This window comes from Stutzerimonas kunmingensis (genome assembly GCF_002929225.1).
Lineage (GTDB): Bacteria > Pseudomonadota > Gammaproteobacteria > Pseudomonadales > Pseudomonadaceae > Stutzerimonas.
In genome coordinates, this window is sequence record NZ_PISM01000004.1 from 950,001 (window position 1) to 973,644 (window position 23,644).

Below are 23,644 nucleotides of genomic sequence, written 5' to 3' on the forward strand. Positions count from 1 at the left end.
TTCGGTCATGCCGGCTGGCGCCGCTTGCGATAGATGTTGAGCACCGCATAACCGTAGATAAGCGTCAGGACGACCATGCCCAGAGTGGACACCCAGGGAGCCGCCTGTATCCCGTGCGAGGGGATGAAAATCCAGTAGCAGAGCACCGTGATCACGCCCGAGGCGATGATTCCGAAGGTGCGCAGAAAACCCGTGCCCATCGCCATCAGCTGTACACCCAGGCCGGCGGCGATGAAGCGCGCCGCGGTGAAGCAGGCGAAGGCCAGCCACAGGGTGTTCAGCTCGGCGTACTCGGCGCCGAGGAAATAGTCGGTGAACAGCGGACCGATGAAGAAGAACGCCAGGGCAAACACCAGTCCCATGCCCGCGTATTCCCCGAGGATGCGCAGGCCATAGCGGGCCAGCCCGGCGGTCTTGTTGTGCAGCTGGTAGGCGAAACGCGGGATGTGCACGCTGGCCAGCAGCACGCTGAACGGCACCGCGCCCTGGATCAGGCGCGAGCCGGCGAAGTAGATGCCTGCGGCTTCGCGCCCGGCGAGGTGGTTGACGAGGATGACGTCCAGTTGGGCGAAGATGTTGGTCGCACCGCTGTCCACCGCGAAGCTGGTGGAAGACCTGAAGCGCTCGGCCAGCACCTTCCAGGAGTTGCGCAGGATGCCGCCGAGTTCGAGGATTTTCGATAGCGCGCGCAGGGCGAAAGTCGCGTAGATCAGACGTGACACCAGAAAGGCGACGCCGATGGCCAGCACATCGTTGCGCAGCAGGATCGCCGCGCCGATCAGGACGAAATGCACCAGTGCCGTCGCAGCCACGATCTTCGTCTCGCGATGGAACTGGCCAATGCTGCGAAACACCGTCAGGCCAAGGTCGCCATAGGAGGAGGCAATCGTGCCGAGCAGGAACAGCACTGCGGCGAAGCGCTCGGTGGTGTGCAGATCGAGGACGAACAGAATGATCGGCAGCAGCACGATGCAGGCCGGCAGTACCAGTACGGACTTCGCCGCCAGGCTGGCGGACATGATCTCGCCCGCGCGATGGCGCTCGGCGCCGATGTCGCGCAAGGCGCGCATGCCGAAGCCGTAGTCGGTCACCAGGGCGACGATGGTCGACCAGGTGATCACGATCGAAATGAAGCCGAAGTCGCTCGGCCCCAGCGTTCGCGCGAGGATCAGCAGGGTGCCGAGCTGCACGGCGGTGCGGGCCGCCGTGGTAACCCCCATCAGGGCGTGATCGCGCATGGTTATCTCTGATACGCGGCCTGAGGCTGGTGCAGGGTGGAGAGGATCTGCTCCAGCGCCACGCCGTAGGCGTCCAGCTTGCGGCGGATGATCGTGCCGCTGGCGGCAACTTCGGCCTTGAGCTGTTCACGGTTGTCCAGATGCGCGAGAACCAGCTCCAGTGCGCTCTCGGTGTCCTCGGTCTTGAGGTCCACCACGCGGTGGTAGTCAAGCGACTGATAGAGCCCGGCGAACTTGCGGCTGTAGGCCAGCGGCACGACCGGCACACCGGCGGAAAACGCACCGATGGTCGCGTGCATGCGCGCGCCGACGAAGAAGTCCATGCCGCTGATGTAGGACTTGGCCTCGATCGGCCCCTTGAAGCGCGGCGCCAGCTTGAGCTCGGGATACTGCTGCTGCAGTTGCTGGGACACGGTGTAGTCGTCTTCCGCAGGAAAGCCGATCGGGATCACGTGGGGCACCAGGTGCACTTCGTGGCCGCGCTCGAGCAGCGTGCGGATCAGCCGGTCGGTCAGCGCCTTGTAGTCGGCACGCAGGCCGAACTGATTGGCCGTGCCTTCGTATCCGCCGTGATGCAGCAGCGCCGACACGCTGAGGCCGACGGCCAGCTTGCTCGGATCGCGCTGTTCGCTCTGGCGTTCGAAGGGGAGGGCGAAGGCGACGTCGATGACTTCGTCGCGATTGGGGATGTTCAGCTGCTTGAGGACGTCGAACGACTGGTGGTCGCGGGCGAAGACCATGGTGCTCTTCTTCATTGCCCAGGCCGAAGCCTTGGTGCCCCAGTCCGACTTGAACGGGCCGATGGTCTGCGGCGAGAGGATCAGCGGCACGCGACCGCCCAGCGCCATGCCCTTGCTGACCAGCAGCTTGATCAGGCGCTTGGCCCCGTAGATGTCGGAGAAGCTGTCGCCTTCGCCGATATCGAAGACCGCATCACAGGAGCTGATCGCCTGGTACAGGCCGTGGGGATTCTTCAGCAGGGCCTTCTCGTTGAACTCGATGAATTCGTACTTGAAACGCTCGGTGGACGGCGGGTAGTCGCAGGGGCCGGACGAACCGATGATCAGGAACTCCGGGGTGATCCCGCATTTACGCGCGGCCTCGTCGATCAGCAGCATGTTGGAAATGCTCAGGGCGCCAACCCCGAGGTTGCCGGAAGAGAACGAGTGCCATAGCAGTCCGAATTTCATGTTCGAGTCACTCCAGAATCAGTCAGCGTTGTGCGCAGGGGTAGGGCCAATGGCAGTGCAGTCGTTCGCCAGGTGTTTGCGCATGAGCTCCATCTGAGGACGGTCCTCGCCCTTGCGCGGCTCGATTGCAAGCTTGTAGGTGCCCCAGCCGGGGCCGCCGGCCCAGTAGGCGCTGGGTACGCAGTTGTCATTGAGGTAGGCGAGCAGGTTGTCCATGGCGACCGCCGCTTCGGGCAGGTCATCGGGAATGCCGTATTCGCCGAGGAAGCCTCGCTGGCCGTGTTTCTTCAGCCATTCGATGAAGGGGCGAGCGCGCTCGACGCCGATCATCGGGTCGATATCGCGGCTGGTCTGCGCCATGTACTTGCCGGAGAAATCCTGGTCGAAATACAGGTGCGCTTCGTAGACGATGCGGTCGGCCGGGTCGTTGATGAGGAAGTTGGCGTTCACCAGCGGCCAGTGGTACGCGCTGGACCAGCGCTCGCCTTCGATGAAGATCAGCGTCTGATCGTCGACTTCGCGAATCGCATCGACCGCCGCTTGCGCCGCGCCTGGCCAGAGTCCAACGGTGCCGTGTGGCTCGTTCATGATGTCGTAGCCGAGCAGGCCGCGGTGACCCTTGAAGCGCTTGGCCAGTTCGCGCCACACCGATGCGTAGGCGTCGTAAGGCACCTTGCTCGAGCCGATGAGTTCGCCGTGGTAACGACCATAGTTGTGCATGTCCAGAATGACCTTCTGGCCATTCATCGCGGCCAGATCCAGGGTCTTCTTCAACAACCGGATCTGGTCGAAGTTCAATCCGTCATCGAGCGAGTGTTGAACCCGCTCCCAGATGAAGGGAAAGCGGATCAGGCGGATGCCCTGATCGGCGTAGTACTTGAAGTGCTTTTTTTCCGGATAGAAGTAGTTCGTGCCGTTCTTGCCCGGAGTCACGTGTGGGGCAAATCCGGCGCCGGAGATATTGACCCCGAGCAGGGCGAGGCCCTTGTCGCTGGTTGGCCAATCGGCGGCGCTCGCGCCGACTGCGGACAGCGTGGCCACCAGTGCCACAGCCAGTCGTGTGAGGCGTTGTGCTGGCCGGTTGGGGTGTCTGGTCATTGCTAACACCTATCTTCGGGCAAAAGTAAGTTCCACTGACGCTCGGAAGGCCAGTTGCTCGGCAGTGAGGAAAGTGGGGGTAGCTGCAGTGTTCTGCATGGCGACGGTGAGCCGTCGCCATGCACTCACCTTATTTGCTGGTGCTGGCGTATTCGTACTGGTAGTAGCCGTACTCGCCGTAGGTCGAAGCTTTGCGAACCACTGCGTTGAAGATAACGCCCTTGACGATCAGGCCGTTCTGCTCGAGGCGACGCTTGGCTGCCTCGATTTCCTTCACACCGTTCAGCGCATAGCGGGTGACCATCAGTGTGGTACCAGCCTGGCTGCCGACCAGCGCGGCGTCGGTGACCGCCAGGATCGGCGGGGTATCGAAGATCACCAGGTCGTACATGTGGCTGATCTCCTTGACGAAGCGCGAGAAGTTCTCGTGCATCAGCAGCTCCGAGGGGTTCGGCGGCAGCTGGCCATGGGTGATCACGTGCAGGTTGTTCAGTTGGGTCTTCTGGATGGCATCGAACAGGGTGATGCGGCCGGAGAGGATGTCCGACAGGCCCTTGTCACCGTCACAGCGCATGACCTTGTGCAGGTAACCCTTGCGCATGTCGGCATCGATCAGCAGCACGCGCTTGCCGGATTGTGCAACGACCGCGGCGAGGTTGGTGGTGACGAAGGACTTGCCCACCGCAGGGCTCGGGCCGGTGATCATCAGGACGTTGTTCTTGGCCTCGATCATCGCGAAGTGCAGGCTGGTACGGAGGCTGCGCATGGCTTCGGTGGCGAGGTCGGCCGGGTCGTTGATGGTCAGCAGGTAAGAGGCGGTGCTCTTGTCGCGCTTGAAGTTGGCCAGGCGTTTTTCCAGCGCGGCCTGCTTGTCGGTGAACGGGATCGAGGCATACACCGGGGTGCCGGTACGCTCGATGTCTTCCGGGTTCTCGACGCCACGCTTGAGTGCTTCACGCACATAGACGAATGCGGTAGCGAGCAGGGCGCCCAGCAGGGTCGCGACGATCACCACCAGCGGCTTGTTCGGCTTGACCGGGTTTTCCAGATCCGCGGCTGCATGGTCAATGATGCGCACGTTGCCTACGGTGCCAGCGCGAATGATGTCCAGCTCCTGGGTCTTGTTCAGCAGCATGGAATAGGTTTCCGAGGAAACTTCCACGTCACGGGTCAGGCGCAGCAGTTCCTGCTGGGTCGACGGCAGGGTGCCGATCTGCTTCTCCAGTTCTTCCTTCTGCATCTGCAGTTGGTTGATCTGGTTCATCAATGCCTGGAAGTTCGGATGCTGACGGGTGAAGCGGCGTTCCATCTCGGTACGCTTGAGGTTCTGCTCGGAGATCTGCTTCTCAAGATCGACGATGCGGTCCAGCACGGATTGCGTTTCGGCAGTGATGTCCACGGAGCCCGAGCCGGTCTGGTACTTGTTCAGGGCTGTCTGCGCAGCTTCCAGCTTCTTGCGTACGGCTGGCACCTGCTCATTCAGGAACTCCAGGCTCTGGGTGGCTTCGGCGGCATTGCGCGCGACGTTCTGGTCTACATAACGGCTGGCGACCTCTTCCAGAACGCGAATAGCGTGCTCCGGGTTGGGGTCTTCGAGGGTCACGTTGACGATGCCCGACTGCTTGCCGCGTTCGGCAGCCGACAGACGCTGCTGGTAGCTTTCCGTGGTGTTGTAGGTACGGTTCTTGACGACGGTGAAGGTGGTGCCCGGCCGTGCATTCAGCTCAGCCACGGTGACGCGGTAGTCCTCTGTCTCGACCGGCTCGCCAACGACACCCTGAACCACGACCTCGTCGTCCTTGTCACGCAGGATGAAGCCGTTGTTCTCTGCCGCTTCGAGTGTCAGCTCCTTGCCATGGACCTTGTCCGGCACTTCCAGCTGAGTGACCTTCAGCGTCTCGCCACCCCAGGCGTAAGCGCCCAGACCGGCAGGGTGCCAACCCAATTCACCTTCTTCGCTCGGCTCGAAGCGGCGCGCCATGAAGCCGCCGATGATCGGGAAGTGGTGGGGGGTGATCTGGATGTCGAGATTCAGGCTGGCAACGGCACCACCAACCACCGAGCGCGACTTGAGCAGCGCGATCTCGGTTTGCGCCGGAGACACCGGCGGATTGGTGTTGACCACGTCAGTCAGGCTTGGCAGCCCGTTCTTCGGTTCGATCTGGATCATCGCGCTGGCGAGATAGACCGGCGTCGCAAGCAGGGCGTAGGCGATCCCCAGGGCTGCAAAGAACCCGGTGATGCCCAGGATCAGCAGGCGGTTGTTGATGAAGGTGTCAAAGAGGTGGGCCAAGTCGATGTCCTTGTCCTCTTTGGTTTCATAGATCGGGCGGGGCATGGTTGTCATCGAAGTTCCTTCTTCATTTCAGGTAAGGAAGCCAGCTCTCGACGGATTTCGTCAGGAGATTGTGGACATGTTCAAACGCGGGTTTGGATTGGCGGTACGGGTCCGGGATTTCCAGCTCGTCCTGCCATTTACCGATGAGAAACGTTTTGCCGTGCACTTCAGGTGCGATCTGGCGAATGTGCTGAATGTGGCTATGCTCCATCGCTAGGATCAGATCCGCCTGGTGCAGCATGTGGCTGTCGACCTGGCGCGCGCAGTGAGCTGGTAGCTCCAGCCCGTTGTCCTGCAGTACTTCATGGGCGGTCTTGTCCATCGGGTTACCTACTAATGCACCAATCCCTGCCGAGCTGATCGTCAGGTCCTGGCCGCTGAGTCTGTGTGCGAACAGCGCTTCGGCCGTGGGGCTTCGGCAGATGTTTCCGACACAGACGATCAAGATGTTCTTGAACATGGGATCAACCTCGTGGCTGCAACTTCGCAGCCGCCGGGGTGCGGCCCGGGGTGAACGAATGTGAGATTTTTGGGAGTGTCATTAGTTCCTTCCTGCCGCATCTTGTGATGCGGCTTTTCTGATCTTTTTCGGCGGTGTTCAGCGCGTTTGCCGATCAGTACACATCCTTGTTGAGCAGCAGCGCTGGCGGGGTACGCACCAGGATGTAGAGGTCGAACCACACGGACCAACGCTCGATGTAATCCAGGTCGAACTCGACGCGTTTCTCGATCTTCTCCAGCGTGTCGGTTTCACCGCGGTAGCCATTGATCTGTGCCCAGCCAGTGATGCCTGGCTTGACCCGATGGCGCGCGGAGTACTCGGCCACGGCATCCTCGAACAGCACGCCGGCAGCCTTGGTAGCCGTGGCATGAGGGCGCGGACCGACCATTGACATGCTGCCGAGGAAGACGTTCAGCAGCTGAGGCAGCTCGTCGAGGCTGGTCTTGCGGATGAAGCGGCCCACACGGGTGATGCGATCATCGCCACGGGTGGTTTGCCGATCGGCGTTGGCGTCCGACTTCTCGTGGTACATCGAGCGGAACTTGAAAACTTCGATCAGGCGGTTGTTGTAGCCGTAGCGCTTCTGCTTGAAGAGCACGGGGCCTGGCGAGTCGAGCTTGATCGCCAGGGCGATCGCCAGCATGACCGGCGCGGCGGCGAGCAGGGCGATGCTGGAAATGACGATATCTTCCAGACGCTTGAACATCGGCGACCATCCGCGCAGCGGCAGATCCGACGCGATCAGGGTCGGCAGGCCGCCGACCTCGGTGATGCGCTTGTCGGCATGGCGGAAGGCGACCATGTCGGGTACCAGCAGAACATTGACCGGCAGCTTGCGCAGCTCGGCGATCAACTGGCCGATCCGGCTGTCGGCGAACCAGGGCAGGGCGACCAGCACCTGGGTGACCTTCTCTTCACGGATCATCTGTTCGAGATCACGCGTGTTGCCCAGCAGCGGCAGGTTGGCCAGCTCCTTGGGCAGACGCTCGAGGCGATCGTCGATAAAGCCGAGCACGCCGGTGCGAATATCGCGGTGGTTCTGCAGGTACTCGGCAACGCGTACGCCATTGTCGGTGCCGCCGAGGATCACGGCGTTCTGCAGGAACATGCCGCGTGCCATCAGGCGACGGAACAGCGCAAGCATCGCCAGGCGTTCGGCGCCAAACAGGATGGTGCTGGTGAGGAACCAGAACGCCAGGTGTTTGGCCTCGAGATAACCGAACATGCCCATGCCTTGATGCATAAAGACCAGGAAACTGAACGCTGCCGCCCAGGCGACGAACATCACGCGGAAGCGCAGCAGGGTGCTGAACACCTCTTCGCTGTAGATGCCAACGGTCTGGAAAATGATGACGCTCAGTACCGCGAAGAAGCCGAGGAAGGCGCTGAACGGGCCGCTGGTGGGCAGCTCCATGAAGGCCAGAAGCAGGAGCCCCGGCAGGATGGCCGTCAGGGCATGTATCAGGCGAATGCTGGCAAGGAAGTAATCGACGAAACTCGGGTGAGCATATTCAAGGGTTCCAACTGACTGTACGCGCATACAAGGCTCCATCCTCAGCTCAAAGCTGGCTCAAATCTCGAATTAATCGCCGCGGCACGCGGGAGGGTGATAGCAGGCCGCCATCGCAACCGTGATCGGGACTCCTGCTCCGACCGTGCCTCTCAGAATGAGTTCAGTACTAGTCAAAGGCCTGCCAAAAAAATGCTGAAAACCACGATCTGCCTGCAAACCACTGTTTTGAAAGAGGTTTAGACGGAACTTGCGGATGTCTTGGAAGACCTGGGTGCGCGCATTCGGTGACCGACGGCGCCATTGATCGAACTTTTGGATTAATACCGCTGCGCTTGTTTCGCACAACTTCCGGCGCTGGGTCCTGTCTTATGAAACGGTGCGAATAGCGAGGAATGAACAGCCATGAGCGATGCCAAGGCGCTGCTGATACTGCATGGAAAACAGGCGCTCAATGAGGAGGTACGCGAGGCTGTCAAACAGCAGCGTGAATTGGGTTGGGAGTTGGCGGTTCGTGTGACCTGGGAACCTGGTGACGCCCAACGGCTGGTGCAGGAGGCCTTGAGTGCGGGCTACCGAATGCTGGTTGCCGGTGGTGGCGATGGCACCCTGCGTGAAGTTGCCGAAACCATGCTGGAGATCGGGGCAGACGCGACCTTGGCACTGATGCCGCTGGGCAGCGCAAATGATTTTGCCAAGGCTGCCGGTATATCGCTCGATCCATTCGAATCGCTGGCGCTGCTGGACGAGCCTGCGCAGGCCGTCGACATCGGCATGATGAACGGTCGGCCATTCGTCAACATGGCTACCGGTGGCTTCGGTTCGCGGGTAACTGCCAGCACCCCGGAAGAACTCAAGCGTTTCCTAGGTGGTGGTGCTTACCTGCTGACCGGGCTGACGCGCTTTGCCGAGATCGATGCGGCCCGCGGCCGCTTTAGCGGTCCGGATTTCGAATGGGAGGGCGAGTTTCTGGCGCTAGGGATCGGCAATGGCCGCCAGGCGGGCGGTGGCCAGCTGCTATGCCCGCAGGCGAGCGTCGATGACGGCTTGCTCGATGTCTGCATCGTGCCTGCGCCGGCCGATGCCGTCGGTACGCTGGGAACATTGCTCAGCGGCGGATTGCTCGGAGTCGAGGCTGTGTCCGTCAGCGCGCGGGTGCCCTGGCTCGAGGTAGAGGCGCCGACGAAGATCGACATCAATCTGGACGGCGAGCCGTTCCGCAGCGCCCATCTGCGCTTCGAAGTGCGCGCCGGCGCATTGCGCATGCACCTGCCGCCTGACTCTCCCTTGCTGTTGCACAATGCCGACAAGCAATAACCCCTGTTTGCCATTCCGACGGTTGCGACGCGCGGCATAAAAAACACGCTGCGTCGCATAAAGCGTTGGAGCATCCGGCCGATATGCCTTTTACCATGTTTTCCCAAGGAGCCTGGAAATGGCCGGCATTCTCGATTCAGTCGATCAACGTACCCGTCTTGTGGGGCAGAATCGCCTGGAGATTCTCATGTTCCGGCTCGGCGGGCGGCAGAAGTTTGCCATCAACGTCTTCAAGGTGCAGGAAGTCGTCCAGTTGCCGAAGATGACCCTGATGCCGCACCGCCACAGCTCGGTTTGCGGCGTGGTCAACCTGCGAGGGCAGACGCTGCCGGTGGTCGACCTGTCTCGCGCCATCGGGCTGCGACCGTTGGTGCCGGATGAGCGCAGCACCATCATAGTCACCGAGTACAACCGCACCGTACAGGCGTTTCTGGTCGGCGGCGTGGATCGCATCGTCAACCTGAACTGGGAAGAAGTGATGCCGCCGCCAACCACGGCCGGTCGTCAGCATTACCTCACTTCCATCACCAAGGTCGATAACGAGCTGGTGGAAGTGATCGATGTGGAGAAGGTGCTCGCCGAGATCGTGCCCTACGACACCAGCATTTCTGCCGAACGCCTGGCTGATCCGATGCTCGAGCGCGCCAGAGGCCGCGAAGTGCTTTGCGTGGACGATTCCACCGTCGCCCTCTCGCAGCTGCGCGAAACCCTCAGCCAGCTCGGGCTGAAGGTTCACACCGCCAGCGACGGACTGAAGGGCCTGAACATGCTCAAGGCCTGGGCCGATGCCGGCGAGGTGCTGACCGACAAGTTGCTGATGGTCTTCACCGACGCCGAAATGCCGGAGATGGATGGCTATCGCCTGACCACGGAAATTCGTCACGACCCGCGCCTGCGTGATCTGTACGTGGTGCTGCACACTTCGCTGTCGGGCAGTTTCAACCTGGCGATGGTGCAGAAAGTCGGTTGCGACAACTTCCTTTCCAAGTTCCAGCCGGAAAAGCTCGTGGACGTGATCCAGGACCGTCTGAAAATGGAAGAGCAGGACTGATCAGTCCCTCGCTCTGTCGGCTGCTGAACATCGCAGTCGAGCCCTGATATGCTGCTGCGCTTCCCCTCAGGAGGCGCCGCATGCATCTCTCCTCGCTCTATCGCTTCCCTCTCAAATCGGCCGCTGGCGAAGCGCTGCAGCAATGCGCGAGTGACGCGCTGGGTCTGGTCGGTGATCGGCGCTGGATGGTGGTTGCGGCCGGCACAGGTCGCTTTCTTACCCAGCGTGCTGTACCAACAATGGCGCTTTTACAGGCGCACTGGGACGGCGAAACCGCGCTGCGGCTGACTGCGCCCGGCATGCAGGAGCTGCTGGTTGCCGTGCCGGATGCCAAGGTAATGCGCTGCGTGCAGATCTGGAGTTCCAATGCCGTGGTGCCTGATGCCGGCGATGCCGCAGCGGCCTGGCTGACGGATTTTCTCGGTCAGCCCTGCCGTCTGGTGTATCTGCCCGAAGACGACGGCATTCAAGTCGATCTTGACTACGCAAGGCTGGGCGAGCGCACGGCATTCAGCGATGGATTTCCCTTTCTGCTGATCGGTCAGGGCTCTCTGGACGACCTGATTCGCCGCGTTGGGCGCCCGCTGGAAATGTTGCGGTTTCGCCCGAATCTGGTCATCAGCGGTACGCAGCCTTATGCCGAGGACGGCTGGACGCGTATTCGCATCGGTCAGCTGGCGTTTCGCATCGTCAAGCCCTGTTCACGCTGCGTCATTCCCACCCTCGACCCGTTCACCGCCGAGCGCGATCCCGATCGTGAACCGCTGAATACGCTGCTCACATATCGCAAAGGGAAGGGCGGTGTCTTCTTCGGTCAGAACCTGATCGCCGAAGGCACCGGTGAGCTGGAGGTGGGGATGCCGGTGGAAGTGCTGGAGTAATTTCAGCCAGGCCTGCCCAAGTGAGCAGGCCTGTTCGGTTGCCTGAAAGCCGCCGCATCACTGAGATTCGAAGAAGCGCTCGTGCCATTCCACCAGCGGTTGCGGCGAGTTCAGTTTCTGCCCGTAGATGACCGAGTAGGTCAGCACGTTCTGCACGTACTGGCGGGTTTCGTCGAACGGAATGCTTTCCACCCAGACATCGAATGACAAGTGCTCGGCGTTGCGCAGCCATTGACGTACGCGACCCGGCCCGGCGTTGTAGGCGGCCGAGGCGAGCACGCGGTTGCCGTTGAACTGGCCGTAGATCTGGCTCAGATAGGCGGTGCCCAGCTGGATATTGGTGTTGGGGTTGAGCACCTGCTGCTGTGAGGCCAGCGGGATATTGAAACGTCTGGCAGTTTCCTTGGCCGTGGCCGGCATCAGCTGCATCAGTCCAGTGGCGCCGACATGGGAGCGGGCGTCGGCCATGAACGCGCTTTCCTGGCGGGTGATGGCGAATGCCCAGCTCGGGTGAATCTCTCGGGCCCTGGCTGACTGAATAAGCGTGCTGCGGTGGGCCATGGGAAAGCGAATGTCCAGGTCGTCCCAATACTGCGCCTGGCTGATGGTGCGGATCGCCGGGAAATACCATTCCTTTTCATAGGCAAGCCGCGCCTGCGCCACCAGTTCGTCCCTGCTAAAGAGACGGCTGACGTGGTACCACTCGCGGCGGCCATCGACGATCTGCCCGCGGTCGTGAAATTCCAGCGCGCGGCGGATGCCAGCGGTGTTGCGCACCTTTTGCACGACCTTGCTATCGAGCGCCAGTGGCTGGTGGTTGAGCTTGTACGGTGCCTGAATGCGGTCGGCAGAAAGAAAGCCGTAGAAGTCCCGCTCCTTGGCAACCGGCTGGTAAAGCTGTGCCGCTTGCTGGCTTTCGGGCTTGGCCAGTTGCAGGCTGCGTGCCTGCCAGTAGCGCCAGCGATTGGTATTGGCCAGGTCTTCGGGGAAACGTTGGGTAAGCCGGTACGCGTCATCCCACTGGCCCAGGCGCAGCAGCAGCCGGGCGCGCCATTCGCTGACGGTGTTGTCACGCAGTTCGGGATCGTACTCGGCCATCACTTTCAGGGCGCGTGCGTCGAAACGCTTGGCCAGCGTCAGACCGATCTGCCGGGCGATGGCGACCTTCTCTTCGGCCGAGAAGGCGAAGCGCCGAGCGTAGCCGTCGAGCAGATTCAGCGCCTGCTCCGGGTCCTGACGGGCTAGGCGGCGCAATCCGAGCGACACGACGTCGGCCATTTCCGGGCTGGTTGGCACGAAGCGATCAGACTGGCGAAGCATTTGCGGCTTCTGCGCGACATCGATCATCAACTGCCCCTGAGGTTGCAGGGTCGGCAGGCGTTTGACCAGATAGCTGGCCACGCCGTAGTTACCGCTCTCGACTGCCAGCTTGGTGCGCTTCCAGCGGCGCTCTTCGGTCAGCAACCCTTTGATATCCCACAGTTCGAACAACGGATCACAGGCGTTGTGCTGCGACTTGCCGACCAGCCAAAGGCGCTCGGCCGTGGCATCGGCACCTGGCAGGTCGTTGCGTAGCTGATACTGGCCGAACAGGCAGTCGAGCTCGGTGAAATTCATCTTCGGGTCGTAGTAGCGGATGAAGGTCTGCCAGTCCCCACGCGCGGCCAGAAGACGCAGCCAACGCAGCTTCATCCAGCTGATCTGTGGCAGGTCACCGTGCTCGGCAAGAAACTTCTCCACCTCCTGGTTGCTGGCCGATTTCAGGCGATGGGTGAGGTCGTCGTACGCGAGATAAGGTTCGAGCGGGTAGTCGCGCAGGGCGTTGTAATAACGCCGGTAGGGGCCGCTGTCGCCCTTGGCCATGGCCTGCTTGGCCTGGTCGTAATACTGGCGCTGCTGACTGAGACTGGCGGCGGACGCATCCAGGCCGAGGGTTGAAACGAACAGGCAGAAACACAAACTGGAGAGTCGGCCGCGCATGGTACATCCGTAAAACGGGGGCTTGAGATGACAGGTGATCGGCTGCGCCTGGGCACAGCCGCAATCGGCCTGTTGCAGGGGCTAGCTTAGCCTGCCGCACGGGGCAGTTAAACGCGCATTAAGCTCCCGTAACAAACAAAGGCAGACTTCCGACGAGCGTACCTGCCATGGCTCGTGTGGCCATCGACAGCAAACGGATGCGATAGCCCCGTGCGGCTGATAAAGCTTGCTCACAGCGGGTGGGCCATGGCGATCTGTTAGACTGCGCGCCCTGTTTTCCGGAGGTAGTCATGACCCTGCTCAAGTTCACCGATGTATCTCTCGCCTACGGCACCACGCCGTTGCTGGACGGCGTGTCCTGGCAAATCGCGCGAGGCGAGCGGGTCTGCATCATTGGCCGTAATGGCACCGGAAAATCCAGCATGCTGCGCCTGGTCAAAGGTGATCGTGCCGCCGATGATGGGGAAATCTGGCGTGCCCCGGGGCTGAAGATCGGCGAACTGCCGCAGGAGCTCCCGCGAGCGGACGACCGCACGGTATTCGATGTGGTCGCTGAAGGCCTGGCCGGGGTCGGCGAGCTGCTCGCCGAGTACCATCACCTCAGCCAGAACATCCAGAACGACGCCGATCTCGAGAAGCTCATGCATGTGCAGCAAGCGCTCGAGGCGAAGGATGGCTGGCGCTTGCAGCAACTGGTCGACAGCACCCTGAGCCGCCTGCAGCTGCCGGCTGACCGCACCCTGGCCGAACTCTCAGGTGGCTGGCGCCGCCGCGTGCTGCTGGCCCAGGCACTGGTGTCCGAGCCGGATCTGCTGTTGCTCGACGAGCCCACCAACCACCTGGATATCGGTGCCATCGCCTGGCTGGAAGAGGCGCTTACCGGTTTCAACGGTGCCGTGCTGTTCATCACCCACGACCGGGCATTCCTGCAGAACCTGGCGACCCGCATCCTCGAACTGGACCGCGGCCACCTGATCGACTGGAATGGCGACTACGCAAGCTTCCTGGTGCACAAGGAGCAGCAGTTGGCGGCTGAGGAAACGGCCAATGCGCTGTTCGACAAGAAGCTGGCACAGGAAGAGGTGTGGATTCGCCAGGGCATCAAGGCGCGGCGTACCCGCAATGAAGGCCGCGTGCGGGCATTGAAGGCGCTGCGCGCCGAGCGCAGCGAGCGCCGTAACGTGCAGGGCAAAGCAACCTTCCAGGTGGAAACCGCTGAGAAGTCCGGCAAGCAGGTCATCGTTGCCGAGGATGTGACGTTCGCCCATGTCGGCGGCGATCCGCTGATCAAGAACTTCTCCATGGTCATCCAGCGCGGAGATCGCATCGGCTTGCTCGGTGCCAACGGTACCGGCAAGACCACGTTGCTCAAGCTGCTGCTGGGCGAGCTTCATCCGAGCAGCGGTTCCATAGAGTTCGGCACCAAGCTCGAAGTGGCGTATTTCGACCAATTGCGTCACCAGCTGGAGCTGGAAAAGACCGTGGTCGACAACCTCGCCGAAGGACGTGAGTTCATCACCATCGATGGCCAGAATCGTCATGTCCTGAGCTATCTCGGCGACTTCCTGTTCAGCCCGCAGCGGGCACGGACGCCCGTCAAGGCGCTGTCTGGAGGCGAGCGGGCACGGCTCTTGCTGGCCAAGCTGTTCAGTAAGCCGGCCAACCTGCTGGTGCTCGACGAACCGACCAACGACCTCGACGTGGAAACTCTCGAGTTGCTCGAAGAGGTGTTGCTCGGTTTCCAGGGCACCGTATTGATGGTGAGCCACGACCGGGCCTTTCTCGACAACGTGGTCACCAGCACCTTGGTGTTCCAGGGCGGCGGTGAGGTACGCGAATACGTTGGCGGCTACCAGGACTGGTTGCGCCAGGGTGGTTCGCCGCGTTTGTTGGGTGTTGCAGAGTCCGGCGGCGAGACGAAGGACGCCAAGAAAGCGCAGCAGACTCCGGTCGCGTCGGCAGCTGCCGAGGTCGCGCCGGCGAAGAAGAAGCTCAGCTACAAGTTGCAGCGCGAGCTCGAGGCCTTGCCGGGCAAGATCGATGAGGCGGAACAGGCTATCGAGGCGCTCCAGACGCAGATCTCCGATCCGGCCTTCTATCAGCAGCCGGCAGACGTGACCGCTGCGGTGCTGAGTCGCCTTGAAGCGCTGCAGCTGGAGCTGGACGGCTTGCTGGAGCGCTGGGCAGAGCTGGAGGAGTAATCCCGCCACACTGGCGAGCAGGAGTGCGGGTTGCTGGGGCCCGCGCCACACCAATCGCTGCCCGACGATGCGGCTCCCCATCACGGCTTATGAGATGGATCAATGCCCGGCGTGCTGGCGCGTAGTTAAGTATCCGCATCGGATCATGCAGTAATGATGGAGCGTTAATGGCAATCGAATACCGCATTACCCTGGATGATGAACACGACTTCAGCTACAGGATCGAGCTGGATCGTGAGTACGACAGGGAGGTCGCCGCGCAGGCGCCGAAATGGACCCGTCTGGAGCATCAGCGCTGCTCGAATTGCCCACTGAGCAAGGACGATTTCAGCCATTGCCCAGCGGCGGTCGACCTGCACCGGGTGATCGAGGATTTCCAGGGCCTGCCGGCAGTGAAGAAGGCCTTGGTATGGGTGCGCACCCCGGAGCGTGAGTACACCAAGCAGGTTGGTCTGGACGAGGGGCTGCGGGCACTGCTCGGGGTGATCATGGCTACCAGTGCCTGCCCGGTGCTCGGCGGACTCAAGCCCATGGCCAAGCAGCATTTGCCATTTGCCAGCAACAACGAGTTCGTTTTGCGGGCGGTATCGCTCTATCTGGCGCGGCAGTATTTCAACCTGCGCGAGGGTCGCCATGCGGACTGGGAACTGCGCGGGCTGGTGCGTTCATTTCAGCAGCTGCAACTGGTCAACCAGGCGTTCTGGCAGCGTATTCACGATACCTGTCACGCCGACTCCAATCTCAAGGCCTTTCTGACCTTCTTTTCCATGGCGTCGAGCCTGACCTATTCGCTCGAGACGCAACTGCAGAAGATCCGCCCGCTGGTGATGAGTGCGGGCGAGGGCGTCGAAGCGGTCTGAGCTCGCCAGCTTGCGCAGAGTGGCTTCACCCTGCGCTGCGCCCTGGCTAATCGGCCTTTTTCAAACGCACGGCCAGTACATCGCACGGCGCGCCGTGGAGGATGTCGTTGGCGGTCGACCCCAGCAGCAGGGCGAGTCCGTGGCGACCATGGCTGCCGACCACGATCAGATCACAGCCCTGTTCCTTCGCCAGGCGGTGTACTTCCTGGCGGGGCTGTCCGTAGGCGAGGTGGCGATTCTCCGGTGCCAGGCCCGGGTAGCTGTCGGCGAAGCCGTTCATGCGCTCGCGTGCCTGGTCGAACTGCTGTTGTTGCAGCATCGAAAGGTCCATCGGCACGTCGCCGCCGAAGGCCATGGCCATCGGCTCGATGATGTGCACCAGGCTCAGCTTGGCATTCGAGGTGCTGGCCAGCGCCTGGGCACGAGCCACGACCGGATGGCACTCTTCGGTCAGGTCGATGGCGACCAGTATGTGTTGGTAGGGCATGGCGTGTTTCTCCTTGCTTGCCGGTTGCCTGAGGCAGCCGTCCCGGCGATGTTTGGGGATAACCCCTCGTTTAAGAGGTTTATACGACCTTGCTTCGGCCTTCGCCAGTGGCTTGTTGTCACCATCGATGACGGCTGAGGGACACAGGCTGCTATCATGGCCGCCCTTGTCGCTGCGACGCATAGCATGCCCGTGGCGACGCTGAATGCGCCCTGTTGCCTGGCCAGCCGCCGCTGGCAGTTGTGAACGGCTGTCACCGAGAAAACACCATGCTGATGTTCGACTCCGATTACTCGCTCGCCTGGGCTCTCTACGGGATAGCCGCGCTGGGATGCCTGCTGTTCTGGTTCCGGGTGACGCGCGGAATGTGGCGCTGGTTGCGCGAGCCGCTACGACTGATCGCGGCTGTGTTGCTGTTCACGCCGACCATCGTTGACCCGGCGAAGGAACTCTTCGCGCCAGCGGTGGCCATTACCGCCATGGACATGATCTTCCAGGTGGGCAACAACGCCTGGCGCGCCGTGGCGGATCTGGCCATGTACGGGCTGATCGCGTTCGGCCTGTATCTGCTGCTCGTCGCCATACGCTGGCCGATCGAGCGAAAGTATCGACGCCGCCGCGACACTGCGGACGAAGCCGAGGACAGCCGGACGCTGCGCGAACGCATGGAAGATGACAGCGATGACGAGCTGGACTACACGCCGTCACGCGGGCGGATGCGCACCGAACCCAGGCTCTAGTCGAGCGATTCACAGAAACCGAGCGGAGATGACGCATGTGCGAGCTGCTGGGCATGAGCGCCAATGTTCCAACCGATATCGTTTTCAGCTTCACCGGTCTGATGCAGCGGGGCGGCAAGACCGGCCCACACAAGGATGGCTGGGGTATCGCCTTCTATGAGGGGCGCGGCTTGCGGTTGTTTCAGGACCCCGTCGCCAGCTGCGAATCCGAGGTGGCGAAGATGGTGCAGCGCTACCTGATCAAGAGCGAAGTGGTGATCGGCCACATTCGTCACGCCAATGTCGGCAAGGTTTCCCTGGTCAATACCCACCCCTTCGTCCGCGAACTCTGGGGGCAGCACTGGTGCTTCGCGCACAATGGTCAGCTTTCGGACTTCGAGCCTGGCAAGGGCATCTATCGCCCGGTCGGCGACACCGATAGCGAGCGCGCCTTCTGCGACCTGCTGAACCGCATCCGACTGGATTTCCCTGACCGTTGCGACCCGCAGAGCCTGCTGCCCGTGTTGCTCGGCGCCTGCAACGAGTATCGCCGCAAGGGCGTGTTCAATTGCCTGCTCAGCAACGGTGAATGGTTGTTCAGCTTCTGCAGCACCAAGCTTGCGGAAATCACCCGGCGCGCCCCGTTCGGCCCTGCTCAACTCAGAGACGCCGAGTTGACGGTGAACTTCCATGCCGAAACCACCCCTGACGATGTCGTCACCGTGCTGGCGACCGAACCGCTGACCAATAACGAGCAATGGACCCTGCACGAGCCCGGTCAATGGAGCCTCTGGCAACAGGGCGAATGCGTCGCGCAGGGCAAGGTGGCGGCATGCTGAGAAGTTATCTGCGCCTGACCCTGTTTGCGTTCGGCTTGCTGGTGGGCGTACAGGTGCCGGGATTCATCGATGCCTATGCCAAGCACGTCGAGGCGAGGCGCCTTGAGGCCGAGCAGGGTTTGCACGGCTTTCAGGACACAGCGCGGCGCTTCTTCAGCGGCGATCTGGATGCGCTAGTGCAGCACTATCGAGATAGCGACGACCCGGTTTTCCAGAACGACGCTCAAAGCGTCGAGCATCTGGTGGCGCGGGCCCGCCTGCTCGAGCGCGAGTGGCAGGCGATGCAGCGACCGTGGTACGCACGCGCCATTCACGTACTGCTCGGCGCCGAGCGCAGTCTGCGCGAGCAGGTATGGAGCAGCTATCGCTTCCAGGTCCTGCTGGCGCCCGAAGCCATTGCCTGGGGGCTGAGTTGCGCACTGTTGCTGGCCTGGCTGGTGGAGAGCCTGCTGCTGGCGGCAAGCTTCCCGTTCCGCTCGCGGCGCCGCTACCGTGCCTTTCGCTCGTGAGTTGATGGTTGCACTGCCGATTGCCTGGGCTAGTCGCGGCCCGGGTAGCGGCTGGCGAACGGACGGATCAACTCACTTCGCCAGAAACTTCATCCCGTCTTCGAGCCCGCTCAGCGTCAGCGGATACATGCGGTCCTCCACCAGCTCGCGGATGATGCCGGTGGACGTGGTGTAGCCCCAGGTGTCTTTTGGGTAGGGGTTGATCCAGATGAGCTTCTTGTACTTCTCCATGAAGCGCTGCATCCAGACGTAGCCGGCTTCCTCGTTCCAGTGCTCGACGCTACCGCCCGGCTGGGTGACCTCATAGGGTGCCATCGCCGCGTCGCCGACGAACACCACCTTGTAGTCCGCGCCGTACTTGTGCAGCACGTCCAGGGTCGACGTGCGTTCCGAAGTGCGGCGGAAATTGTTCTTCCACACCGACTCGTAAATGAAGTTGTGGAAGTAAAAGTACTCGAGGTGCTTGAACTCGGTCTTGCAGGCCGAGAACAGCTCTTCGCAGACCTTCACGTGGGCGTCCATCGAACCGCCGATGTCGAACAGGATCAGCAGCTTCACCGCATTGCGCCGCTCCGGGCGCATCTGGATGTTGAGCAGGCCGGCATCTCGCGCGGTATGGTCGATGGTGCCGTCGATATCCAGCTCGTCCGCCGCGCCCTGGCGGGCGAACTTGCGCAGGCGGCGCAGGGCGATCTTGATGTTGCGCGTACCGAGCTCGACCTGGTCGTCGAGGTTCTTGTACTCGCGCTGGTCCCAGACCTTCACCGCCTTGCCCTGGCGCTTGCCGGCGTCGCCGATGCGGATGCCTTCGGGGTTGTAGCCGCCCGAACCGAAGGGGCTGGTGCCGCCGGTGCCGATCCACTTGTTGCCGCCGGCGTGGCGCTCCTTCTGTTCCTCGAGACGCTTCTTGAACTCTTCGATCAGCTTGTCCAGGCCGCCTAGGGACTGGATTTGCGCTCGTTCCTCGTCCGTCAGGCTGCGCTCGAATTCCTTGCGCAGCCAGTCTTCGGGGATCAGCGCCTCGAGATGCTGATCGAGATTTTCCAAACCTTTGAAATAGGCACCGAAGGCCCGGTCGAACTTGTCGAAGTGGCGCTCGTCCTTGACCATAACCGTGCGTGCCAGGAAATAGAACTCGTCCATGTCGGCGAATACGACGCGGTGCTTGAGCGCATCGATCAGGTCCAGCAGTTCGCGCACCGATACCGGCACCTTGGCAGCGCGCATCTCATTGAACAGGCCAAGCAGCATGGCAGAAAACCTCTGACGCACCGTGGATAGTGCGCAATGTTCGGGGCGCTCAGCGGGGGCTGTCGCCGTTGTGTTGGGGCAGTGCGTCGTGAATCTCGTACCACGCCGCCTTGGAGTCGACGAAGATGTGCGATTGCGGCGGTGCCGGCAGCGGTGAATCGAGGGTCCCGGCAGCGACGCCGACCTCATGCTCGCGGTTGTCGACGAACAGCAGATTGGAGCCGCAGCGGATGCAGAAGGTGCGCGTCACATGTTCGGAGGAGTGGTAAACGCCCAGCTGATCCTTGCCTGACATGAAGTGCAGGGCGTCCAGTGGCACGCTCGCGTAGCTGGCGAAGGCGGCGCCATGGGCCTTGCGGCACATCTTGCAGTGGCAGTGGGTCAACTCGTCGATGGGGGCGTCGATGCGATAGCGCACGACGCCGCACAGGCAACTACCGGTATGCGTTTGCATGGTTTGTTCCTCCAGTGAGTGCGCGACCGGCGCCACCGAAGCCGGCACCGATCAGCGGCTGTTGGCGCGTCGACTCATGAAGGCTAGACGCTCCAGCAGCATCACGTCCTGCTCGTTCTTCACCAGAGCACCAGCCAGCGGCGGGATGGCGCGGGTCGGGTCGCGCTCGCGCAGCACTGCCTCGCCGATGTTGTCGGCCATCAGCAGCTTCAGCCAGTCGACCAGCTCTGAGGTCGAGGGCTTCTTCTTCAGCCCTGGCACCTTGCGCACGTCGAAGAACACGTCCAGCGCCTCGCTGACCAGATCCTTCTTGATGTCGGGGTAGTGCACATCGACGATGCGCTGCAGCGTTTCCCGGTCCGGGAAGGCGATGTAGTGGAAGAAGCAACGGCGGAGGAAGGCGTCAGGCAGCTCCTTCTCGTTGTTCGAGGTGATGATGATGATCGGCCGTTGGGTCGCCTTGATGGTTTCGTTGGTCTCGTAGACGTAGAACTCCATCTTGTCGAGCTCCTGCAACAGGTCGTTGGGGAACTCAATGTCGGCCTTGTCGATTTCGTCGATCAGCAGGATGACCCGCTCCTCGCTCTCGAAGGCCTCCCACAGCTTGCCTTTCTTGATGTAGTTGCGGACGTCATGGACCTTGTCCACGCCCAGCTGGGAGTCGCGCAGGCGGCTTACCGCATCGTATTCGTAGAGGCCCTGATGCGCCTTGGTGGTGGACTTGATGTGCCAGGTGATGAGTTTGGCATCGAAGGATTCGGCCAGTTGCTCGGCCAGCATGGTCTTGCCGGTGCCGGGTTCGCCCTTGACCAGCAACGGGCGCTGCAGGGTGATGGCGGCGTTGACCGCGAGTTTCAGGTCGTCGGTGGCGACGTAGGACTGGGTGCCTTCGAATTTCATTGCGGATTCCTTCGGCGGGCCTGGCACGCAGGCGCTCGTTGTAGTCAGGAGGGGACTATAAGGGAAGCTCGTGTGAGTGTGAACGCGAGAGCATCATTCAGTCACTGAATGGCTGCGCGTGCGCTTCTGGTGGCGCCGCTTGGTCACTCGTCATCGCTCACGGATCGTTCGAATCGAGCCGAGAAAGCTTCGACGAAGGCGTTGCGCAGTATCTCGACGAAGGCCTGGAATGGGCTCACGTCGGTTTCGCGGGTGGTGCCGGACAGCTCGACACGGGTCGCGAACTGATCCTTGCGCTGGTTTTCCAGCACCTCCTGGCCGCCGCCAACCACGGCCTCCCAGAGGCCGCGGAAGAAGCCCTTGTGCTCGTTTGCCACGTCCTGTTCGTAATCGAAGATATCCACGTTGCGCAGCAACGGCTTGATGTAGCCGTCGAGTTGACTGTCGGTGGCCTGCACTTCGAGGACGAGATCACCCGTTCCGCCGGCGAAATCGAAGTCGGCATAGGCGCGACTGAGGTCGTTCAGCTGCTTTAGCGGTACCTCGGTGACGCGCAGATTGACCTCGAAGTCCTCCCAGTCGGTAAATGGGTCGAAGCTGGCCGTCGCCTCGATCGGCGCCTGGTCGAACAGCTTGCCGGTGCCCTCGAACGCTGCCGTGCGGGTGCCATCGGTATCATCGGTGTTGGTCAGGTTATACAGGCTGGCCTGGATGTCGCTGGCGTAGACGTGCACCTGTGGGTCGGAAGAGAAGTTGCGAAAGGACAGCTGTCCATCGACAACGCGAATCTCGTTCAGCGTGATCGGTATCAGGGCATCGAGCTGGTCGCGCCAATCGACTCCTTTACCGCTTTGTGAATCGCCGCTGTCGCCGCCATCGACGAAGTTCAGGTGCGGTTGTTCGAAGATCACCTCACCGACGATCTCGCGGTGCCGCAGGATTGCGTCCCAGCTGATGGCGATATCGATACCTGGCGCCTTCAACAGCGGCGCCTGTACGCGCTTGTCCTTCTTCTCGATCAACAGCCCTTCGACGCGATAAGCCCCGCGCCACCAAGCCAGATCGACGTCTTCGACATGGCCCTGATAGTCGCCCATGTCGGCCATCTTTTCGTTCAGGTAATTGCGTACCAGGTGGGGCAGGGCGAGGTGCACCACGATCAGCAGCAGGCCGAGTGCGAGAAGAATCCACAGGGGAAGCAGGCGACGGGTCATGGCATTCCGGGGATGTGGGCGTGTTGACGATGGACCCCAGGTTTCCGCCGTGAGTTCGGCTGGACTGACGCCTGGACTGCGCATAGGCTGATTGGTCTGGTACACCTCGGACAGGGCATTCCCATGAGTCGCATATTCGCAGACAACGCACGCTCCATCGGCAACACCCCGTTGGTCATGATCAACCGCCTTGGTCCCAAGGGCGTCAGCATCATGGCCAAGATCGAAGGCCGGAACCCGGCCTACTCCGTCAAGTGCCGAATCGGTGCCGGGATGATCTGGGATGCCGAAGACAGCGGCCGGATAAAGCCCGGCATGACGCTGGTCGAGCCAACCTCGGGCAATACCGGGATCGGTCTGGCCTTCGTTGCCGCTGCACGCGGCTACAAGCTCATGCTCACCATGCCGGCTTCCATGAGCCTTGAGCGGCGCAAGGTGCTGAAAGCTCTTGGTGCCGAACTGGTGCTTACCGAGCCGGCGAAAGGCATGAAGGGCGCGATCGAGAAGGCCGCCGAAATCGCGGCTTCGAACCCCGAGCAGTACTACATGCCGCAGCAGTTCGAGAACCCGTCCAACCCGGCGATCCATGAAAAGACCACCGGCCCGGAGATCTGGAACGACACCGACGGCAGCATCGATGTGCTGGTGGCCGGCGTCGGAACGGGCGGCACCATTACCGGTGTTTCGCGCTACATCAAGAACACCAAGGGCAAGCAGATCCTCAGCGTTGCCGTGGAGCCGACCAGCTCGCCGGTTATCAGCCAGACCTTGGCGGGTGACGAGGTCAAGCCCAGCCCGCACAAGATTCAGGGGATCGGCGCAGGCTTCGTGCCAAAGAACCTCGACCTGTCCATGGTCGATCAGGTCGAACTCGTCGACGACGAGGAGGCCAAGCAGATGGCGCTGCGGCTGATGCGTGAAGAGGGCATTCTTTGCGGCATTTCCTGCGGCGCAGCGATGGCGGCGGCGGTCCGTCTGGCTGAGCGTCCAGAGATGCAGGGCAAGAACATCGTGGTGATCCTGCCGGATTCCGGCGAGCGCTACCTATCCAGCATGCTGTTCACCGACATGTTCAGCGAGCAGGAACTGGTGCAGTGATGCGGTG

Annotated in this window: 21 protein-coding genes; 9 read left to right on the top strand and 12 right to left on the bottom strand. The window is 61.8% G+C overall.

Annotation, left to right across the window (positions count from 1 at the left end):
• Positions 1-5: 5 nt before the first annotated feature.
• From CW305_RS05625 to CW305_RS05650, 6 genes are all read right to left on the bottom strand, one after another.
• Positions 6-1,238, bottom strand: a complete 1,233-nt coding sequence (locus CW305_RS05625; RefSeq protein WP_041014394.1) for an oligosaccharide flippase family protein — start codon at positions 1,236-1,238, stop codon at positions 6-8.
• 2 nt (positions 1,239-1,240) lie between these two features.
• On the bottom strand, positions 1,241-2,428 hold the full coding sequence (locus CW305_RS05630; RefSeq protein WP_104097311.1) for a polysaccharide pyruvyl transferase family protein: 1,188 nt from the start codon (positions 2,426-2,428) through the stop codon (positions 1,241-1,243).
• 18 nt (positions 2,429-2,446) lie between these two features.
• On the bottom strand, positions 2,447-3,526 hold the full coding sequence (locus tag CW305_RS05635; protein ID WP_041754456.1) for a glycoside hydrolase family 5 protein: 1,080 nt from the start codon (positions 3,524-3,526) through the stop codon (positions 2,447-2,449).
• A 130-nt stretch (positions 3,527-3,656) separates the two neighbouring features.
• Positions 3,657-5,873: a polysaccharide biosynthesis tyrosine autokinase gene (locus tag CW305_RS05640; RefSeq protein WP_042926903.1), complete on the bottom strand. Its 2,217-nt coding sequence runs from the start codon at positions 5,871-5,873 to the stop codon at positions 3,657-3,659.
• 13 nt (positions 5,874-5,886) lie between these two features.
• Positions 5,887-6,324: a low molecular weight protein-tyrosine-phosphatase gene (locus tag CW305_RS05645; RefSeq protein ID WP_014820788.1), complete on the bottom strand. Its 438-nt coding sequence runs from the start codon at positions 6,322-6,324 to the stop codon at positions 5,887-5,889.
• Between the two features lie 154 nt (positions 6,325-6,478).
• Positions 6,479-7,906: an undecaprenyl-phosphate glucose phosphotransferase gene (locus tag CW305_RS05650; RefSeq protein WP_014820787.1), complete on the bottom strand. Its 1,428-nt coding sequence runs from the start codon at positions 7,904-7,906 to the stop codon at positions 6,479-6,481.
• Between the two features lie 375 nt (positions 7,907-8,281).
• On the opposite strand from CW305_RS05650, the gene yegS reads away from it, so the two are divergent.
• The 3 genes from yegS to CW305_RS05665 all read left to right on the top strand — a co-directional run bounded on the left by yegS (position 8,282) and on the right by CW305_RS05665 (position 11,125).
• Positions 8,282-9,193 (top strand): lipid kinase YegS, encoded by a 912-nt coding sequence (yegS, locus tag CW305_RS05655; protein ID WP_104097312.1) that lies wholly within the window; start codon positions 8,282-8,284, stop codon positions 9,191-9,193.
• Positions 9,194-9,311: 118 nt separating this feature from the next.
• A complete protein-coding gene (locus CW305_RS05660) occupies positions 9,312-10,244 on the top strand; it encodes a chemotaxis protein CheV (RefSeq protein WP_014820785.1) in 933 nt (310 codons plus the stop codon).
• A gap of 80 nt (positions 10,245-10,324) precedes the next feature.
• A complete protein-coding gene (locus tag CW305_RS05665; RefSeq protein WP_104097313.1) occupies positions 10,325-11,125 on the top strand; it encodes an MOSC domain-containing protein in 801 nt (266 codons plus the stop codon).
• A gap of 57 nt (positions 11,126-11,182) precedes the next feature.
• Here CW305_RS05665 and CW305_RS05670 read toward each other — a convergent pair whose 3' ends face one another.
• Complete coding sequence (locus tag CW305_RS05670; protein ID WP_104097314.1) at positions 11,183-13,105, bottom strand: transglycosylase SLT domain-containing protein; 1,923 nt, start codon at positions 13,103-13,105, stop codon at positions 11,183-11,185.
• Between the two features lie 290 nt (positions 13,106-13,395).
• On the opposite strand from CW305_RS05670, the gene CW305_RS05675 reads away from it, so the two are divergent.
• Together CW305_RS05675 and CW305_RS05680 are read left to right on the top strand one after the other, a co-directional pair.
• Positions 13,396-15,306, top strand: a complete 1,911-nt coding sequence (locus CW305_RS05675) for an ATP-binding cassette domain-containing protein (protein ID WP_014820782.1) — start codon at positions 13,396-13,398, stop codon at positions 15,304-15,306.
• A 167-nt stretch (positions 15,307-15,473) separates the two neighbouring features.
• Positions 15,474-16,166: a DUF6901 family protein gene (locus tag CW305_RS05680; RefSeq protein ID WP_014820781.1), complete on the top strand. Its 693-nt coding sequence runs from the start codon at positions 15,474-15,476 to the stop codon at positions 16,164-16,166.
• A gap of 46 nt (positions 16,167-16,212) precedes the next feature.
• On the opposite strand, the gene CW305_RS05685 is transcribed toward CW305_RS05680, so the two are convergent.
• Positions 16,213-16,653, bottom strand: coding sequence for a universal stress protein (locus CW305_RS05685; protein ID WP_014820780.1), 441 nt, complete (start codon positions 16,651-16,653; stop codon positions 16,213-16,215).
• Between the two features lie 269 nt (positions 16,654-16,922).
• Here CW305_RS05685 and CW305_RS05690 point away from each other — a divergent pair, with 269 nt between their 5' ends.
• From CW305_RS05690 to CW305_RS05700, 3 genes are read left to right on the top strand one after another with little or no spacing between them, the layout of a single operon-like run.
• On the top strand, positions 16,923-17,393 hold the full coding sequence (locus CW305_RS05690; protein ID WP_042926897.1) for an MFS transporter: 471 nt from the start codon (positions 16,923-16,925) through the stop codon (positions 17,391-17,393).
• 35 nt (positions 17,394-17,428) lie between these two features.
• Positions 17,429-18,211, top strand: coding sequence for a class II glutamine amidotransferase (locus CW305_RS05695; RefSeq protein WP_023445104.1), 783 nt, complete (start codon positions 17,429-17,431; stop codon positions 18,209-18,211).
• A complete protein-coding gene (locus tag CW305_RS05700) occupies positions 18,205-18,720 on the top strand; it encodes a DUF2937 family protein (protein ID WP_041014581.1) in 516 nt (171 codons plus the stop codon). The genes CW305_RS05695 and CW305_RS05700 overlap by 7 nt, the downstream gene beginning before the upstream one ends.
• A gap of 72 nt (positions 18,721-18,792) precedes the next feature.
• Here the strand turns inward: CW305_RS05700 and CW305_RS05705 are convergent, their stop codons facing one another.
• The 4 genes from CW305_RS05705 to CW305_RS05720 all read right to left on the bottom strand — a co-directional run bounded on the left by CW305_RS05705 (position 18,793) and on the right by CW305_RS05720 (position 22,539).
• A complete protein-coding gene (locus tag CW305_RS05705; RefSeq protein ID WP_014820776.1) occupies positions 18,793-19,971 on the bottom strand; it encodes a vWA domain-containing protein in 1,179 nt (392 codons plus the stop codon).
• 49 nt (positions 19,972-20,020) lie between these two features.
• Positions 20,021-20,425 (bottom strand): GFA family protein, encoded by a 405-nt coding sequence (locus CW305_RS05710; RefSeq protein ID WP_014820775.1) that lies wholly within the window; start codon positions 20,423-20,425, stop codon positions 20,021-20,023.
• Positions 20,426-20,476: 51 nt separating this feature from the next.
• The gene (locus CW305_RS05715; protein ID WP_014820774.1) at positions 20,477-21,325 is read right to left on the bottom strand and encodes an AAA family ATPase; all 849 of its coding nucleotides are present in this window, start codon (positions 21,323-21,325) and stop codon (positions 20,477-20,479) included.
• 143 nt (positions 21,326-21,468) lie between these two features.
• Entirely contained in the window at positions 21,469-22,539 is a 1,071-nt protein-coding gene (locus CW305_RS05720) for a DUF748 domain-containing protein (protein ID WP_104097315.1), read from the bottom strand.
• A 123-nt stretch (positions 22,540-22,662) separates the two neighbouring features.
• Here CW305_RS05720 and cysK point away from each other — a divergent pair, with 123 nt between their 5' ends.
• The gene (gene cysK / locus CW305_RS05725) at positions 22,663-23,637 is read left to right on the top strand and encodes a cysteine synthase A (RefSeq protein ID WP_014820772.1); all 975 of its coding nucleotides are present in this window, start codon (positions 22,663-22,665) and stop codon (positions 23,635-23,637) included.
• The last annotated feature ends 7 nt before the right edge of the window (positions 23,638-23,644 follow it).

Bases quoted from the DNA above. Each gene is read 5' to 3' on its own strand.
- CW305_RS05645 (WP_014820788.1), bottom strand. From the start codon at position 6,324: ATGTTCAAGAACATCTTGATCGTCTGTGTCGGAAACATCTGCCGAAGC.
- CW305_RS05680 (WP_014820781.1), top strand. From the start codon at position 15,474: ATGGCAATCGAATACCGCATTACCCTGGATGATGAACACGACTTCAGC.
- CW305_RS05670 (WP_104097314.1), bottom strand. From the start codon at position 13,105: ATGCGCGGCCGACTCTCCAGTTTGTGTTTCTGCCTGTTCGTTTCAACC.
- CW305_RS05640 (WP_042926903.1), bottom strand. From the start codon at position 5,873: ATGACAACCATGCCCCGCCCGATCTATGAAACCAAAGAGGACAAGGAC.
- CW305_RS05700 (WP_041014581.1), top strand. From the start codon at position 18,205: ATGCTGAGAAGTTATCTGCGCCTGACCCTGTTTGCGTTCGGCTTGCTG.
- CW305_RS05660 (WP_014820785.1), top strand. From the start codon at position 9,312: ATGGCCGGCATTCTCGATTCAGTCGATCAACGTACCCGTCTTGTGGGG.
- CW305_RS05690 (WP_042926897.1), top strand. From the start codon at position 16,923: ATGCTGATGTTCGACTCCGATTACTCGCTCGCCTGGGCTCTCTACGGG.
- CW305_RS05695 (WP_023445104.1), top strand. From the start codon at position 17,429: ATGTGCGAGCTGCTGGGCATGAGCGCCAATGTTCCAACCGATATCGTT.
- cysK (WP_014820772.1), top strand. From the start codon at position 22,663: ATGAGTCGCATATTCGCAGACAACGCACGCTCCATCGGCAACACCCCG.
- yegS (WP_104097312.1), top strand. From the start codon at position 8,282: ATGAGCGATGCCAAGGCGCTGCTGATACTGCATGGAAAACAGGCGCTC.
- CW305_RS05675 (WP_014820782.1), top strand. From the start codon at position 13,396: ATGACCCTGCTCAAGTTCACCGATGTATCTCTCGCCTACGGCACCACG.
- CW305_RS05685 (WP_014820780.1), bottom strand. From the start codon at position 16,653: ATGCCCTACCAACACATACTGGTCGCCATCGACCTGACCGAAGAGTGC.
- CW305_RS05635 (WP_041754456.1), bottom strand. From the start codon at position 3,526: ATGACCAGACACCCCAACCGGCCAGCACAACGCCTCACACGACTGGCT.
- CW305_RS05630 (WP_104097311.1), bottom strand. From the start codon at position 2,428: ATGAAATTCGGACTGCTATGGCACTCGTTCTCTTCCGGCAACCTCGGG.
- CW305_RS05720 (WP_104097315.1), bottom strand. From the start codon at position 22,539: ATGACCCGTCGCCTGCTTCCCCTGTGGATTCTTCTCGCACTCGGCCTG.
- CW305_RS05625 (WP_041014394.1), bottom strand. From the start codon at position 1,238: ATGCGCGATCACGCCCTGATGGGGGTTACCACGGCGGCCCGCACCGCC.
- CW305_RS05650 (WP_014820787.1), bottom strand. From the start codon at position 7,906: ATGCGCGTACAGTCAGTTGGAACCCTTGAATATGCTCACCCGAGTTTC.
- CW305_RS05705 (WP_014820776.1), bottom strand. From the start codon at position 19,971: ATGCTGCTTGGCCTGTTCAATGAGATGCGCGCTGCCAAGGTGCCGGTA.
- CW305_RS05710 (WP_014820775.1), bottom strand. From the start codon at position 20,425: ATGCAAACGCATACCGGTAGTTGCCTGTGCGGCGTCGTGCGCTATCGC.
- CW305_RS05715 (WP_014820774.1), bottom strand. From the start codon at position 21,325: ATGAAATTCGAAGGCACCCAGTCCTACGTCGCCACCGACGACCTGAAA.
- CW305_RS05665 (WP_104097313.1), top strand. From the start codon at position 10,325: ATGCATCTCTCCTCGCTCTATCGCTTCCCTCTCAAATCGGCCGCTGGC.